General features: G+C 60.5%; 13 protein-coding genes. 6 read left to right on the forward strand and 7 right to left on the reverse strand.

What is annotated here, in order from left to right; all coding sequences use genetic code 11:
* Positions 1 to 100 precede the first annotated feature (100 nt).
* The 3 genes from BW686_RS22030 to gcvH all read left to right on the forward strand — a co-directional run bounded on the left by BW686_RS22030 (position 101) and on the right by gcvH (position 3,384).
* Positions 101 to 1,717 carry an ABC transporter permease gene (locus BW686_RS22030; protein WP_084919577.1) on the forward strand — a complete coding sequence of 539 codons (1,617 nt, stop codon included), beginning with the start codon at positions 101 to 103 and terminating at the stop codon, positions 1,715 to 1,717.
* Positions 1,718 to 1,870: 153 nt separating this feature from the next.
* Complete coding sequence (gene gcvT, locus BW686_RS22035; protein ID WP_084919578.1) at positions 1,871 to 2,953, forward strand: glycine cleavage system aminomethyltransferase GcvT; 1,083 nt, start codon at positions 1,871 to 1,873, stop codon at positions 2,951 to 2,953.
* A 44-nt stretch (positions 2,954 to 2,997) separates the two neighbouring features.
* Positions 2,998 to 3,384 carry a glycine cleavage system protein GcvH gene (gcvH, locus tag BW686_RS22040; RefSeq protein ID WP_084919579.1) on the forward strand — a complete coding sequence of 129 codons (387 nt, stop codon included), beginning with the start codon at positions 2,998 to 3,000 and terminating at the stop codon, positions 3,382 to 3,384.
* Between the two features lie 52 nt (positions 3,385 to 3,436).
* Here gcvH and BW686_RS22045 read toward each other — a convergent pair whose 3' ends face one another.
* The 3 genes from BW686_RS22045 to BW686_RS22055 all read right to left on the reverse strand — a co-directional run bounded on the left by BW686_RS22045 (position 3,437) and on the right by BW686_RS22055 (position 6,151).
* Positions 3,437 to 3,757 (reverse strand): DUF2388 domain-containing protein, encoded by a 321-nt coding sequence (locus BW686_RS22045; protein ID WP_084919580.1) that lies wholly within the window; start codon positions 3,755 to 3,757, stop codon positions 3,437 to 3,439.
* Between the two features lie 151 nt (positions 3,758 to 3,908).
* A complete protein-coding gene (locus BW686_RS22050; protein ID WP_084919581.1) occupies positions 3,909 to 5,693 on the reverse strand; it encodes a GspE/PulE family protein in 1,785 nt (594 codons plus the stop codon).
* A 110-nt stretch (positions 5,694 to 5,803) separates the two neighbouring features.
* The gene (locus BW686_RS22055; protein WP_084919582.1) at positions 5,804 to 6,151 is read right to left on the reverse strand and encodes a hypothetical protein; all 348 of its coding nucleotides are present in this window, start codon (positions 6,149 to 6,151) and stop codon (positions 5,804 to 5,806) included.
* Between the two features lie 125 nt (positions 6,152 to 6,276).
* Between BW686_RS22055 and BW686_RS22060 the strand changes: the two genes are divergently transcribed.
* Positions 6,277 to 6,747 carry an Lrp/AsnC family transcriptional regulator gene (locus tag BW686_RS22060; protein ID WP_084919583.1) on the forward strand — a complete coding sequence of 157 codons (471 nt, stop codon included), beginning with the start codon at positions 6,277 to 6,279 and terminating at the stop codon, positions 6,745 to 6,747.
* A gap of 222 nt (positions 6,748 to 6,969) precedes the next feature.
* Here the strand turns inward: BW686_RS22060 and BW686_RS22065 are convergent, their stop codons facing one another.
* A complete protein-coding gene (locus BW686_RS22065; protein ID WP_179149355.1) occupies positions 6,970 to 8,337 on the reverse strand; it encodes a CYTH domain-containing protein in 1,368 nt (455 codons plus the stop codon).
* Positions 8,338 to 8,499: 162 nt separating this feature from the next.
* Here BW686_RS22065 and argE point away from each other — a divergent pair, with 162 nt between their 5' ends.
* Positions 8,500 to 9,648, forward strand: a complete 1,149-nt coding sequence (argE, locus tag BW686_RS22070; RefSeq protein WP_084919585.1) for an acetylornithine deacetylase — start codon at positions 8,500 to 8,502, stop codon at positions 9,646 to 9,648.
* Positions 9,649 to 9,774: 126 nt separating this feature from the next.
* A complete protein-coding gene (gene argA, locus BW686_RS22075; protein WP_084919586.1) occupies positions 9,775 to 11,073 on the forward strand; it encodes an amino-acid N-acetyltransferase in 1,299 nt (432 codons plus the stop codon).
* Positions 11,074 to 11,215: 142 nt separating this feature from the next.
* Here argA and gshA read toward each other — a convergent pair whose 3' ends face one another.
* The 3 genes from gshA to BW686_RS22090 form a co-directional block, all read right to left on the reverse strand.
* On the reverse strand, positions 11,216 to 12,808 hold the full coding sequence (gshA, locus tag BW686_RS22080) for a glutamate--cysteine ligase (RefSeq protein ID WP_084919587.1): 1,593 nt from the start codon (positions 12,806 to 12,808) through the stop codon (positions 11,216 to 11,218).
* 243 nt (positions 12,809 to 13,051) lie between these two features.
* A complete protein-coding gene (locus tag BW686_RS22085) occupies positions 13,052 to 13,435 on the reverse strand; it encodes a PaaI family thioesterase (protein WP_084919588.1) in 384 nt (127 codons plus the stop codon).
* Positions 13,435 to 15,756 (reverse strand): Tex family protein, encoded by a 2,322-nt coding sequence (locus BW686_RS22090; protein ID WP_084919589.1) that lies wholly within the window; start codon positions 15,754 to 15,756, stop codon positions 13,435 to 13,437. The genes BW686_RS22085 and BW686_RS22090 overlap by 1 nt, the downstream gene beginning before the upstream one ends.
* Positions 15,757 to 16,011 lie beyond the last annotated feature (255 nt).

A 16,011-nucleotide genomic window follows, 5' to 3' on the forward strand; every position in this document is an offset into this window, starting at 1 on the left:
TGGGGTGTCTGGATCATCTGTTCGTGAGCAAGCTCACTCCCACAGGGATCTTGCGGGCAAAGCCCCATGCTCACCTATCAATCCTTATGTCGAGAACCCCTTGGCCCATCCTGTCCAACGCCGCTGGTACCCACTGGTTTTCGGCATCGCTGCGCTGGTGGTGCTGCCGCTGAGTGTTTTGCTGTTGTCGTGGGGGACTCTCGATACGCAGATCTGGTCACACCTGCTCGAGACCCAGATGTCGCGGCTGCTCAGCAACACGCTGATTTTGCTGCTGGGCGTCGGTGTCGGCGTGACGCTGCTGGGCGTGAGCCTGGCCTGGCTGACCAGCCTGTGTGAGTTCCCCGGCAGGCGCTGGCTCGACTGGGCGTTGATGCTGCCGTTCGCAATCCCCGCTTACGTACTGGCGTTTGTCTTCGTCGGGCTGCTGGATTTTTCCGGGCCGGTGCAGAGCCTGATGCGCGAATGGTTCGGCGCCGGCCTGCGTCTGCCGCGGGTGCGCTCTACCGGTGGCGTGATCATCGTGCTGGTGCTGGTCTTCTATCCCTACGTCTACCTGCTGGCCCGGACTGCGTTTCTGGCGCAGGGCAAAGGATTGATGGAAGCCGCGCGGGTGTTGGGTCACTCGCCGCTGCAGGCCTTCTGGCGCGTGGCGTTGCCAATGGCGCGCCCGGCGATTGGTGCGGGAGTGGCCCTGGCGCTTATGGAAACCCTGGCGGATTTCGGCGCGGTCTCGGTGTTCAATTTCGACACCTTCACCACCGCCATCTACAAGACCTGGTATGGCTTCTTCAGCCTGTCCAGCGCCGCGCAGCTGGCGAGTCTGTTGCTTCTGGCCGTGTTGATCCTGCTGTACGGCGAGCGCCGGGCCAGAGGCGCGAGCCGCCCGACCAACGAGCGGCCTCGCGCTGCTGCGCTCTATACGCTGCGCGGCATCAAGGCATGGGCCGCCAGTTTCTGGTGTGGGTTGGTGTTTACCTGCGCTTTTGTCGTGCCCGTGCTGCAATTGATTATCTGGGTCTGGCAGCGTGGCCGTTTCGATCTGGACGAGCGTTACGCCGGCCTCATCCTGCATACCCTCTATCTGGGCGGTCTGGCAGCGTTGATCACGGTCAGTGTTGCGTTGATTCTGGCCTTTGCCCGACGGATGGCGCCTACGCCCGTCATCCGCTCGGGCGTCAGCCTCGCCAACCTTGGCTACGCGCTGCCAGGCTCGGTGCTGGCGGTGTCCATCATGCTGGCGTTCAGTTATCTGGACCGCGAATGGGTGGTGCCGCTTTCGGGCTGGCTGGGAGGGGCGGGCAAGCCGCTGTTGCTGGGTAGCCTGTCGGCGCTGTTGCTGGCGTATCTGGTGCGGTTCATTGCCGTGGCGTTCGGCCCGCTGGAGCACAGCCTGTCGCGTATTCGGCCTTCACTGCCCGAAGCGGCCCGCAGTCTGGGTGTCAGCGGGCCAAAGTTGTTTCTCAACGTGTACCTGCCGCTTCTGGTGCCTGGCGCCCTTAGTGCAGCGCTTCTGGTGTTTGTCGATGTGCTCAAGGAAATGCCCGCGACCCTGCTGATGCGCCCGTTTGGCTGGGACACGCTGGCCGTGCGCATCTTCGAAATGACCAGTGAGGGCGAGTGGGCGCGAGCAGCATTGCCAGCTTTGTCGCTTGTGCTTGTAGGATTATTACCCGTCATTGTGTTGATTCGGCGCTCTGCCCGTCAGATTGGTTAGGTGCGGGTCCCTCACCTAGCGGCTACAATGCGCCGCAATTGGTGCGGTCTGTCAGATTATTCGGTCAGCTGTAAGGTGCTGCAAACTTCGGTTTATGGGGGGCTTGCCGATGCTCTCTGCCCGCACCTTCGCCACGCCCGGAAGGAGAAACCCATGGGACAGCGTACCCCCCTGTTCGACCTGCACCTCGCCCTCGGGGCGAAAATGGTCGATTTTGGCGGCTGGGACATGCCATTGCATTATGGATCGCAGGTCGAGGAACACCATCAGGTGCGTCGCGACTGTGGGGTCTTCGATGTCTCTCACATGAACGTGATCGATGTGGTCGGCCCAGAGGCCAAAAGCTGGCTGCGCCACCTGCTGGCCAACGATGTAGACAGGCTCCGAAGCCCCGGCCGCGCCTTGTACAGCGCCATGCTGGATGAAAGCGCCGGGGTCATCGACGACATGATTGTCTACCTGACACCCGAAGGTTATCGGTTGGTCGTCAACGCCGCGACCGGCGAGAAGGACCTTACCTGGATGCAGTCGCAACTGGGCGACTTCGATGTGCAACCGGTCCCGCGCAGCGGGATGGCAATGCTGGCCATTCAGGGGCCACAGGCCAGAAACCGCATCGCCGATCTGGTTTCCAGCTCGCGTGCTCAACTCATTCGCCAGCTCAAGCCGTTCGAAGGCATTGATGAGGGCGACTGGTTCATCGCGCGCACCGGTTACACCGGCGAGGACGGCCTGGAAATCATGCTGCCTGCCGACGAAGCCCATCGTTTTTTCAATGAACTGATCGGTGCCGGTATTTCCCCGATCGGGCTGGGCGCGCGCGATACACTGCGTCTTGAGGCGGGCATGAACCTGTATGGTCAGGACATTGATGAGCACGTCTCACCGCTGGCCTCGAACATGGCTTGGAGTATCGCCTGGGAGCCCGCCGAGCGTGATTTCATCGGTCGCAAGGCGCTGGAACGTGAGCGCGCCAACGGCATTGCCTTCAAACTTGTCGGCCTGGTCCTTGAAGAGCGTGGTGTTTTGCGGGCTCAGCAGGTAGTACGCGTTGCAGAAATTGGCGATGGTAAGATCACCAGTGGTAGTTTCTCTCCTACGCTGAGCAAATCCATTGCCCTGGCGCGCGTTCCGATGGCAACCGCCGACCGGGCCGAGGTGGAAATCCGCGGCAAGTGGTATCCGGTGCGGGTGGTGCAGCCCGCTTTTGTGCGGCATGGCAAAACGTTGATTTAACCCTGTGGCGGGTTTTCCGCTGACCCGATTGTGAGGATGACTAAATGAGCAATATTCCCGCCGAGCTGCGTTTCGCTGAAAGCCATGAATGGGCGCGTCTGGAGGCTGACGGCACCGTGACCGTCGGTATCTCGGATCATGCACAGGAAGCGCTGGGCGATGTGGTGTTCGTCGAGCTGCCGGAAATCGGCAAAGAGTTCGCTGCCGGTGACGCTGCGGGTGTTGTCGAGTCGGTCAAGGCGGCTTCGGACATCTACTCGCCGGTTGCAGGCGAAGTCATTGAAGTCAACGACGCTTTGGGCGATTCGCCCGAGTCGCTCAACAGCGAACCGTACAGCGCCTGGATCTTCAAGCTGAAGCCAGCGGACGCTGAAGCTGATTTGGCTAAATTGCTGGACACGGCAGGCTATAAAAGCGCCATCGGCGAGTAATCGCCGGGCAAAAAAATGCCGCTCATCGAGCGGCATTTTTTATGCGTGACGCTTATTGGTTTTCAGCGACCAGGTTCTTGTCCAGGATCGCGTTGGCCAATTCCATGTCGGTGGCTTTCAGGCCCGGATTATCGATACGCACCTGCTGAATGGCTGCTTCCAGGAAAGGACCACGGATGTTGCCGTTGCTGGCGACATAACTGCCGGCATCGTCCTGAGCGGCGACGATCAGCTTGTGATCTTTGAAAGTGAGGTAAGTCGAGCCGGTGGTGGCACCCGAGGACAGCACATTACGCCAAAAGGTGTCAGCCATCGCTGAACCCATAGGGATGGAAAGCAAGGCTACGGTGGCGACAGCAAACTTGAGACGCATGATATGGTACTCCAACTGTGGTTATTCTGAGGGGTTGGATAGGCAAAGCCTCAAACTAGTTCAATCAACGTGTACCACCTAGTTCACTTTAGCGGGGCTAGCTGACGAAACGTACCTGCACGGCGGCTGAAAACCGGGCGTTGAACCCGGCTCAGCGTTGTTCGCTCTGTGGGGTAACCCGCAGCACTTCTTCCAGTGTAGTCAGCCCTGCCGAGACTTTCTGAGCACCGGACAGGCGCAAGCTGCGCATGCCCTCCTTGAACGCCTGTCGGCGCATGGCGGTCAGGTCCAGGTCTGCGGAGATCAATGCCTTGATGTTGTCCGACATAACCATGATCTCGTAGACCCCGGCCCGGCCCCGATAGCCGGTATCGCGACACTCCACGCAGCCGACGGCCTGATGCGCGCCGGCCGGTACAGGCGCTTGCCAGGGGCGGGTGAGGGTTTGCCAGTCGGTTTCGTTCAGGTTGATCGGCGCCTTGCAGTGCGGGCACAGCGTCCGCACCAGGCGCTGGGCCATGACGCCGAGGATCGTCGCCTTGAGCAGGTAATGCGGCACGCCCAGCTCCAGCATGCGGCTGATCGCGCTGGGCGCATCGTTGGTGTGCAGCGTCGATAGCACCAGGTGCCCGGTCAGCGCAGCCTGGATAGCCATTTCTGCTGTCTCCAGGTCGCGAATTTCGCCGATCATGATGATATCCGGGTCTTGTCGCATCAACGCACGTACCCCGGAGGCGAAGCTCAGCTCGATGTTGTGCTGCACTTGCATCTGGTTGAAGGCCGGCTCGACCATCTCGATAGGGTCTTCGATGGTGCAGAGGTTGACCTCCGACGTCGCCAGCTTCTTGAGGGTGGTGTACAGCGTGGTGGTCTTGCCCGAACCGGTCGGGCCGGTGACCAGAATGATACCGTTGGGCTGGCGGGTCATTTCCTGCCAGCGACGCAGGTCATCGCTGGAAAATCCCAACTGGTCGAAGTCCTTGAGCAGCACTTCCGGATCGAAAATCCGCATCACCATCTTCTCGCCGAATGCTGTCGGCAGTGTTGATAGCCGCAGCTCCACTTCGCGGTTTTCAGGCGTGGTGGTCTTGACCCGTCCGTCCTGCGGTTTGCGTTTCTCGGCGACGTTCATCCGCCCCAGGCTTTTCAGGCGGCTGACAATCGCCATGATGACCTGTGCCGGAAACTGATAGACGTTGTGCAACACGCCATCAATGCGAAAACGCACCGTGCCCTGCTCGCGACGCGGTTCGATGTGAATGTCGCTGGCACGTTGCTGGAACGCGTACTGGAACAGCCAGTCGACGATATTGACGATGTGTGCGTCGTTGGCGTCCGGCTCCTGATCGCTGGCGCCGAGCTTGAGCAACTGTTCGAAGTTGCCCATGTTGCTCATTTTCTGTTCGGAAGCGTTGGCGCCGCTGACCGATTTTGCCAGCCTGAAAAACTCCATCGCCATGCGCTGGATGTCTGTCGGGTTGGCGACCACACGCTTCACCTGAAGCTTGAGCACATGGGAAAGGTCGGCCTCCCACGAGCGAACATACGGCTGGGCACTGGCGATGGTCACCGTTTCCCGGTCAACCGCCACGGCAAGAATCTTGTGACGCTGGGCAAACGCATAGGACATCAACGGCGTGACCGCTGCGACATTGATCTTCAGCGGGTCGATGCGCATGTAGGGCTGGCCGCAGGTTTTTGCCAGCCAGGCGGTCAGGGTTTCCACGTCCAGCTTTTTGCCGGGCCGCTTCAAGTCGTCGAACTGCAGCGACGCGATAAATTCGAGCGGGTGCAACTGAATGTTCACCGCACTGCGGCGCTGGATGAGCGCCGTCTCCGAGTCGTCCTGGCCAAGAAAGCCTTCAGCGACCAGGTCACGCAACACATCGTTCAGATCGAGCCAGCGATCCTGTGAAGAGGGGGCCAGGGCTGCCATGCGTGCTCCTTGAGGCAATTCGTCATTGGACGATGAACAAGAGTAGACGCCAAGCGTGACAGCGTTACTCGTTCTATGCGACCGGGAATTACCGGAGCGACTAAATTGATTCAGCCGGTGGCCAGGGCGACGTGAGTCTGCGGCGTATCGAGGGCATCGACTTGTTCGACCTTCACCGAGCAGACGTCGATCAGGTTGCGCATTTTTTCACCAATGACCTGGGCCCGATGCCCACTCAGTTTGGCGACGTGGAGGTCGATGACCAGCGTCCTTTCCTGCTGAACAACGCTGAGGCGTTCGGGAATCAGGTACTGCATCGCAAACAGGTTCAGCACTTGGCAGAGCAACGCCGGCTCGGCTTCGGCAACAATCTGGTAGCGCGCGCAGCATGAAGCCGCGCTGGCTGACCAGTGATCGGGGCGGTGCGAAAGGGCGGCAACGGCTTCAAGGTTGGGCATGCTGATTCTCCAGAACGATGGTGGAAATCTTTGCATGAGAAAAAAGAAATTTCTGGTCCATCATCAACTGGATTAGTCTTGTGGCGACTTGTTAATGCGTAGAAATCCACTGCCGGAAATTAATTATGCAAATCGATCTGGATGTGTACGACCGCAAGATTCTGGCGCTGCTTCAGGACGACGCTTCGCTGTCCAGTGCGCAGATCGCCGAGCAGGTCGGTCTGTCGCAATCGCCCTGCTGGCGGCGCATCCAGCGGCTCAAGGACGAAGGGGTAATCCGTCGGCAGGTCGCGTTGCTGGACCGCAAGAAAATCGGCCTGAACACGCAGATTTTCGCCGAGGTCAAACTCAACGCTCACGGCCGCTCCAACTTCACCGAGTTCACCGACGCGATTCGTGGTTTTTCAGAGGTATTGGAGTGCTACGTGCTGATGGGGTCGGTGGACTTCCTGCTGCGCATCGTGACACCGGACATCGAGGCGTATGAGCGATTCTTCTTCGAAAAGCTGTCGCTGGTGCCCGGTATTCAGGAAGTGAACTCGACAGTGGCCCTGTCAGAAATCAAATCCACCACCAGCCTGCCGTTGTTGCGCTAGCGGGGCTGATGCCCGGGCTGGAGAACAGCGTACCGACGCAGAGCGCCGGCACGATAATCATACTTAGTGGGAGCGAGCTTGCTCGCGAATGGGCCAGTACATCCGATGCATTTTCTGTGTCTGAACCGTCGCCTTCGCGGATGAGTCCGCTCCTACATAGTCCGGGAGATCGTAGACCGACGAAGCGTCACTTGGTCCACTTCTACGGTTTCTGATCCAGCCTTACAAACGCAACAAGGTCTTCCACGCGCGGCTCTGGAACACGGTGATGGCTTGCTGCACGCGGGCATCGAGGACTTCGTCGCTGATGTCCAGATGCGCCAGTTCTTCCAGCTTGCGCATTTCGCCGTACAGGCGGTCCAGTTCCGGCAGGTCCAGCGCGCTGCGTGCCCAGTGCAACCAGGCCTGCAGGCGTTCGATACGTGGCAGTTGCTCGGCCAGGTCTTCCGGCTGCTGCTGGTAACGGCTCAGTTGCAGTGACGTCGCTTCTTCGCCCAGCAGGCGCGGCAGCCAGCTGCTCAGCAGGGCTGCGCCCTGTCGGTTGCCGCGTGTATTGCGTTCGGCGGTCCAGCTGCGGGTCAGCAGCCAGCGTGAGGTGTTCAACGAGAACTCGCCCCAGCGCGTGTCCTGCAATTCTTCGAGGAACTGCTCGTGCGCCGCGCCACGTACATCGGCATCGTCCTGACCGGCCTGAACCAGCGGGCGCCAGTCTTCGAGCAGCGCATCCAGCGAAGCGCGCAACTGGGCCGTCGAGGTGCGTGGCGCAGCCTGGCCGAGGCTGCTGGTCAGGGCGCGCAGTTCGGCGAGCATCTCGACCCAGTCCTGCAGCAGACGCCAGTGACCATTGAACCGGTATTGCTCGGCCAGACGCTGACTGCTGCCCAGCAGGTGCCAGGCCAGCGCCGAGTAAGCGTCATCCAGCGGGGTTTCTGCGTCCAGCGTCGGGGCTGGCAGGCTCAGCGAGTAACTGCTGGCGTCGAGCAGGCGATAACCGCGCTCGGCCTTGCTGATGTCGCACGGCATCAGCGGCAGGGTAGCCGCCAGTTCGGCGGCCAGCTCCAGCAGGGCGGCAGGGTCACCTTCGCGCAGCTCAAGCTCCAGCTCGCAGATTTCTTCTTTCTGCTTGCCGGCAATCACTTGGCCCAGGTCCAGCGCGGCCTCGATCACGACTTTGGTCTTACCGCGACCCCAGGCGATTTCGGCTTTTTCACGCACGAAGTCGGTGGTGAACAATGGCTTGATGGTTTTCTTGTCCAGCTCGGCCAATGACTCGGGCCAGCAATCGCCTTCGAGCTTTTTCAGGTCCAGTTTGGCTTTGGCCAGGTCCCAGTTGTATTCATTGCGTTCGGACAGGCCGGCAATGCTTTGCCCGCGCGTCTTCAGGGTCTGGATGATCTGATCGCCGTCACGGCGGATGCGCAGGGCCACCTTAGCTTGGGCCAGCTCGCGCTCAGGGGTGTCGAAATACTGGTTCGACAGTTCCAGGCGTTCCCAGCCACTCTTGTTGCGCTTCTTGAGCAACGGGTGTTCGCGCAATGCAGCGAGGGTCTCGCGGCTGACGCGGAGTTTGATTTCTGTTTCTTTTTGCATGGCCGGGGGAATCCAAACGCTGATACGAATAACGGGAGCGCAGCCCATGACGGAACGGCTGCTGATGGCGCCAGTGTACAGGACATGGCCCGAAACGGTTTATTCCTGGGTTGCTATGGCCCTATGATGGGCCGTGTTTCGTCTTGATTACAGGAAGCGTCCATGCCGTTGCCGTCCATGAAAGACCAGTTCGCCGCCTTGATCGCTGCGCCGTCGGTAAGCTGCACTCAGCCTTCCCTGGACCAGACCAACCGTCCCGTCATTGATCTGCTGGCCGGGTGGCTCGGGGACTTGGGTTTTGCCTGTGATATCCAGCAGGTGTCACCCGGCAAGTTCAACTTGCTGGCAACCTTTGGCACCGGCCCTGGCGGTCTGGTGCTGGCAGGCCACAGCGACACAGTGCCGTTTGACGAGGCCTTGTGGAAAACCGATCCGCTGAAGCTGACCGAAGTCGATGGCCGCTGGGTCGGGCTGGGCAGTTGTGACATGAAGGGGTTCTTCGCGCTGGTGATCGAGGCGGTGCGTGGGCTGCTGGATCAGCCGTTCAAACAGCCATTGCTGATCCTCGCCACTTGCGACGAAGAAAGCTCGATGGCTGGCGCGCGGGCGCTGGCAGACGCCGGACGTCCGTTGGGGCGTGCGGCAGTGATCGGCGAGCCGACCGGGCTCAAGCCGATCCGCATGCACAAAGGCGTGATGATGGAGCGCATCCATATTCTCGGGCGCAGCGGCCATTCGTCTGACCCGAGTCTGGGGCACAGCGCGCTGGAAGCCATGCACGACGCGATCAGCGAACTCAAAGGCCTGCGCACGCAATGGCAGTCGCAATACCGCAATCCGCAGTTCACGGTGCCGCAACCGACCTTGAACCTGGGCTGCATTCATGGCGGCGACAACCCGAACCGGATCTGTGGTCAGTGCTCGCTGGAATTCGACCTGCGTCCGCTGCCGGGCATGGACCCTGACGTATTGCGCTCGGCCATCCGGCAGAAACTGCAGCCGCTGGCCGAGTTGCATCAGGTGCAGATCGACTACGCTCCACTGTTCCCCGAGTGTGCGCCGTTCGAGCAGGTGGCCGATGCCGAGCTGGTGCGTGTTGCTGAACGACTGACGGGTCATACGGCGGCGGCAGTAGCATTCGGCACCGAAGCGCCTTATCTTCAGCGCCTCGGTTGCGAGACGCTGGTGCTGGGCCCAGGCGATATCGCTTGTGCGCATCAGCCGGGGGAATACCTCGAAATGTCACGTCTGGACCCTACAGTGCGTCTGTTAAGCCAACTGATTGAACATTATTGCCTGACGCCTCAGTGAGTCAGGTTTTACACAGGTTGAATACAAGGAGATTGCGCGTGTTGCCAAGCCTGTTCCGACGATAACCACCACACCGTTGTGCGTGCTTTTTCTCTTCGTCCATTTTTTCTACAGGCTCTTGTTGTCATGCCCGAATACGTCAACTGGCTTCGCCATGCGTCTCCCTACATCAATGCCCACCGCGATTGTACTTTTGTCGTCATGCTCCCCGGCGACGGCGTTGCGCACCCTAACTTCGGTAACATCGTCCACGACCTGGTGCTGTTGCACAGTCTGGGTGTGCGGCTGGTGCTGGTGCATGGCTCGCGCCCACAGATCGAAAGCCGTCTGGCCCAGCGCGGCATTACACCGCGCTACCATCGCGACCTGCGTATCACCGATACCGAGACGCTGGAGTGCGTGATCGATGCCGTTGGCCAGTTGCGCATTTCGATTGAAGCGCGCCTGTCGATGGACATGGCAGCCTCGCCCATGCAAGGTTCGCGGCTGCGGGTGACCAGCGGCAACGTGGTGACTGCACGGCCTATCGGCGTGCTGGAAGGGGTCGATTACCAGCACACCGGCGAAGTGCGTCGGGTTGATCGCAAGGGCATCAATCGCTTGCTGGACGAGCGCCATATCGTGCTGCTGTCGCCGTTGGGTTATTCACCGACCGGCGAGATTTTCAATCTGGCCTGCGAAGACGTCGCCACGCGGGCTGCCATCGATCTGGCCGCCGACAAGCTGCTGCTGTTCGGCGCAGAAACCGGTTTGCTGGATGAACAGGGCCGGTTGGTACGAGAACTGCGCCCACAGCAAGTGCCCGCGCATTTGCAGCGGCTGGGCGGCAACTATCAGGCCGAATTGCTCGATGCAGCAGCCGAAGCCTGTCGTGGTGGCGTGGCTCGTAGCCATATCGTCAGCTACGCCGAGAACGGCGCGCTGCTGACCGAGCTGTTTACACGCGACGGTGGCGGCACGCTGGTTGCGCAGGAGCAGTTCGAACTGGTTCGCGAAGCGGCCATCGAGGACGTCGGCGGGTTGATGGACCTGATCACGCCGCTGGAAGAGCAGGGCATCCTGGTGCGGCGCTCTCGGGAAGTGCTGGAGCGCGAGATCACTCAGTTCAGTGTGGTCGAGCGGGAAGGGCTGATCATTGCCTGTGCGGCGCTGTACCCGATTGCCGACTCGGAGTCAGGCGAGCTGGCGTGTCTGGCCGTCAACCCGGAATACCGGCACGGCGGACGCGGTGACGAGTTGCTGGAGCGTATCGAAAACCGTGCCCGGGCGTTGGGCATCAAAACCCTGTTCGTGCTGACCACCCGTACCGCGCACTGGTTCCGCGAGCGCGGCTTCGAGCCCAGCAGCGTCGACCGCCTGCCCAGCGCCCGCGCGTCGCTGTACAACTACCAGCGTAATTCGAAGATTTTCGAAAAGGCGATTTAAGCCTGGGGGCGGACGCAGAGCACTCTTGGCTATATTTTGTGGGAGTGAGCTTGCTCACGAAGAGGCTGGTACAAGCCCCAAGAAAGGGGCGTTTGAACCGTCCCTTTCGTGAGCAAGCTCACTCCCACAGTAATTGCGCGGCTCAATTGCTGATCGACAAGATGCTCGCCTGATACGACCCGACGAACGTGTCGAAATCCACCACTTCTTCTGTCGCTTCCAGCTCGGCCTGTTCTTCAAGAGAGGCTTTTGCCTGTGCTTCGAAATGTGCCTGGTCTTCAGCGCTCAGCGGATGGGTGCGGAAGTATTCGGCGTGGACCTGGCTTTGGCGCAGTGAGAAAGCCGTAAAGCCTTCGTTATGCGCTTTCATGCTCGCCAGTACCTGAGCTGACGGTGTCAGGGCGGTATCGTCGATCTTGGCCTGTTGCACGGCAATCGATTTGACGTGCTCATCAATCCCTTGGGCTTGATCCAGCAGGCGGGCAATCGGCGTGATTTTCTCCAGCAACTCGGTGGCCCAGGCCTTGAGTGCGACAGGGCTGTTGTTGCGCATCAGGTTCAGGTCCGGACGGCGACCTTCCTTGACCACCGAAAAGAAGTTCGAACTGGCATTGGAGCACTCATGGCTGGCCAGTTGCGGGCTTTCCTCAAGGGCGCAATACAGCACGAACGCGTCGATAAAGCGTGACTGTTCCAGGCTGATGCCGGTGGGCAGAAACGGGTTGATGTCCAGGCAGCGCACTTCGACGTATTGCACGCCACGGGCCACCAGCGCCTGGATCGGGCGCTCGCCGCTATAGGTCACCCGCTTCGGACGGATGTTGGAGTAGTACTCGTTCTCGATCTGCAACACATTGGTGTTGAGCTGAATCCACTCGCCGTTCTGATCGTGGGTGCCGACATCGACGTAAGGTTTGTACGGCGTCGCAACGGCTTTGCGCAGGCTGTCGGTGTAGCTGACCAGATCGTTGTAGCACGGCGTCAGGTCGGCCTGCGCGTCGCTCTGGTAACCCAGATCGCTCATGCGCAGGCTGGTGGCGTAAGGCAGGTACAACGTGTCGGCGTCGAAGTGTTCCAGCTGGTGCTCGCGTCCGCGCAGGAAACCGGCATCCAGCGCAGGTGAAGCACCGAACAGGTACATCAGCAGCCAGCTGTAGCGGCGGAAATTACGGATCAGCGCAATGTAGGCATGCGACTGGTAGTCGCGTGCATCGCCGGCAACGTCTTCTTCGGTCTGCTTGAGCAACGCCCAGGCGTCTTCCGGCAGCGAGAAATTGTAGTGAATGCCGGCAATGCATTGCATGGTCTTGCCATAACGCAGCGCCAGGCCCTTGCGGTAGACGTATTTCAGCTTGCCGATGTTCGACGTGCCGTAATACGCGATTGGAATATGCGCTTCGTCAGGCAAGGGGCACGGCATCGACGGGCTCCAGAGCAGCTCGTTGTTCAGCTTGCTGTAGGCGAATCGATGGATCTTGTCGAGGCTGTCGAGCGTATCGGCCGGGTTTTTCAGCGCCGGGGTAATGAACTCCAGCAGTGACTCGGAATAATCGGTCGTGACCTGGCCGTTGGTCAGTGCTGCACCCAGAGCTTGAGGGTGGGGCGTGCGCGCCAGTTCTGCCGTTGTCGTAACGCGCAGGCATTCACGCTCGATACCGTGCAGGCATTGCTCCAGCAAAGAGAGGTTGTTGCGCTCGCCGAGCAAGGCAAGACGGCGGTTTAAAAGTTCGCTCAAGGTGTAATCCTTCACGCATCGGTCGCCCCGATATGGGGGTGGACTTGACGGTCTACAAGGGTGAGGAAAGGAGCTGGCGTGGTCGCCTGGTCGGGTCGTTGACGCCTGTTCACAATCATTGCACTTCGTCGTACCACCCAAATGGACTCGGCACCACGCTAATGGTGCCGAAATTAACCCAAATGATGTCGATACGGCTAGGTTCCGTTGGCATTGATTGCTTTCAACAGCCTTCGAGCCAGTCTAGATCACCGCAAACGTGCCCTGAGCCTTTGCGACGAGCTTGTCGCCCTGGACAACTTCGGCCTCGACCACCAGCGTCCTGCGCCCGGCATGCAGCACCTTGGCGATGCACAAGACTTCGCCCTCGGACACGCCGCGCACGTAGTTGATCTTGCACTCGATGGTCACGCTGCGCTGGTCGAAGCCGTGGGCGCTGGAGCAGGCCAGCCCCATGGCGATATCGACCAGGCTGAAGATTGCCCCGCCGTGCATCACATTGCCGCGGTTGCGCAAATGCGCCTCCAGCGGCAGCGCGACTTCGGCCACGCCTTCGTCAAGACGCCGCAACTCGCAGCCGAGCATCTTGAAGTAGGCGCTTTGGGTCAGGTCTTCAGGAATGTCCATCAGCGCTTCTTCAACTGCTTGGCGTTGGCGAACAGCGACGCCATCGCGTTGTTGGCCGGTGCCGGTGCCGAGGTTTCCTTGCGCGGGGCGCTGTTCTGCTGACGTGGCGCCGAGCCAGGGCGTGCGCCGCGGGCACCGTCGACCTTCTCGCCGGGTGTGTCGCTCATGCGCATCGACAGGCCGACGCGTTTGCGCGGGATATCGACTTCCATGACCTTCACTTTGACCACATCGCCGGCCTTGACCGCTTCACGCGGGTCTTTGATGAATTTTTCGGACAGCGCCGAAATATGCACCAGACCGTCCTGATGCACGCCGATATCGACGAAGGCACCGAAGTTGGTGACGTTGGTCACAACACCTTCGAGGATCATGCCCGGTTGCAGGTCCTTGAGGTCTTCGACGCCGTCCTGGAATTCGGCGGTCTTGAACTCAGGACGCGGGTCACGGCCCGGTTTTTCGAGTTCTTGCAGAATGTCGGTCACGGTCGGCAGACCAAAGGTCTCGTCGGTGAATTTCTTCGGGTCCAGACGCTTGAGAAAGCTGGCGTCGCCGATCAGCGAGCGAATATCACGGTCGGTTTCAGCCGCAATACGCTGCACCAGCGGGTAGGCTTCCGGGTGAACGGCGGAAGAATCCAGCGGGTTGTCACCGGTCATGACGCGCAGGAAGCCGGCGGCCTGCTCGAAGGTCTTCTCGCCCAGACGGCTGACTTTCTTCAGCGCCGCGCGGGTCTTGAACGCGCCGTTTTCATCGCGATGCGCCACGATGTTCTGGGCCAGCGTGAAGTTGAGGCCGGAAATGCGTGCCAGCAAGGCCACCGACGCGGTGTTTACGTCCACGCCCACGGCGTTTACACAGTCTTCGACCACCGCGTCCAGGCCTCGGGCCAGCTTGAGCTGTGAAACGTCGTGCTGGTACTGACCGACACCAATGGATTTCGGGTCGATCTTCACCAGTTCGGCGAGCGGATCCTGCAAGCGACGGGCGATGGAGACCGCGCCACGGATCGACACATCGAGGTCCGGGAATTCCTTGGCGGCCAGTTCGGAGGCGGAGTAGACCGATGCGCCGGCTTCGGAAACCATGACCTTGGTCATTTTCAGGCCTGGGTATTTTTTGATCAGATCGGCGGCCAGCTTGTCGGTTTCGCGGCTGGCGGTGCCGTTGCCGATGGCAATCAGGTCGACCGAGTGCTTGGCGCACAGCGCCGCCAGCACGGCGATGGTCTGGTCCCATTGATTCTTCGGTACATGCGGGTAAACGGTCGCGTAGTCGAGCAGTTTGCCGGTGGCGTCCACCACGGCGACCTTGCAGCCGGTGCGCAGGCCCGGGTCGAGGCCCAGTGTCGCGCGCTGGCCGGCCGGGGCGGCGAGCAGCAGGTCGTGCAGGTTGTGGGCGAACACGTTGATGGCCTCGGTTTCCGCGCCTTCGCGCAGCTCACCCAGCAGGTCAGTCTCCAGATGGCTGTACAGCTTGACCTTCCAGGTCCAGCGCACCACCTCGGCCAGCCACTTGTCGGCAGCGCGGTTCTGGTTCTGGATACCGAAGCGCTCGCCGATCATCAGTTCGCACGGGTGCATGGCGCCCGGCAGTTCTTCACCGACTTTCAACGCGCTGCTGAGAAAGCCTTCATTGCGACCACGGAAAATAGCCAGCGCTCGATGCGACGGCATGCTCTTGAGCGGTTCGTCGTGTTCGAAGTAGTCGCGGAACTTGGCGCCTTCCTCTTCCTTGCCCGGCACGACGCGTGCGCTGATGACCGCTTCCTGCTTGAGGAAGCTGCGCAGTTTGTCCAGCAGCGAAGCGTCTTCGGCAAAGCGCTCCATCAGGATGTACTTGGCGCCTTCCAGCGCAGCTTTGACATCGGCCACGCCTTTTTCGGCGTCGACAAAGCGCGCAGCCTCGGACTCCGGGTTCAGGCTCGGGTCGTTGAACAGGCCGTCGGCCAGCTCGCCGAGGCCCGCTTCAAGGGCGATCTGGCCCTTGGTGCGGCGTTTCTGCTTATAAGGCAGGTACAAATCTTCAAGGCGGGTCTTGGTGTCGGCCAGCTTGATGTCGCGGGCCAGCTCCGGGGTCAGCTTGCCTTGCTCTTCGATGCTGGCAAGAATGCTGACGCGCCGGTCGTCCAGTTCACGCAGGTAGCGCAGGCGCTCTTCCAGATGGCGCAGTTGAGTGTCATCGAGGCTGCCGGTCACTTCCTTGCGGTAGCGGGAAATGAAGGGCACGGTCGAGCCTTCATCCAGTAGTGCTACGGCCGCTGCGACCTGTTGTGGGCGTACACCGAGTTCTTCGGCGATGCGGCTGTTGATGCTGTCCATAAGACCACCTGGAGTTGTGAGCAAAAAACGGGGCTCGTACGAATTGTCTTGCCGATTGTCGTTCGCCCGCATTTTGTTCGGTGCTGGCGAACCGCTATAAGCCCGGCGTTGCCTGACTTTGGAGGCGGCGCATTATACCCGTCGAAGCCGGATTAGGGGATTGACCGACAAACGCGCTGTTTTTTTGGCGAAAAGGCATGTGCAAGTGTCGCCCCCAGTAAAATCTGCTAACAATGCACACGGTGCGCATCACCG

The organism is Pseudomonas syringae (assembly GCF_002157375.1).
GTDB lineage: Bacteria > Pseudomonadota > Gammaproteobacteria > Pseudomonadales > Pseudomonadaceae > Aquipseudomonas > Aquipseudomonas syringae_T.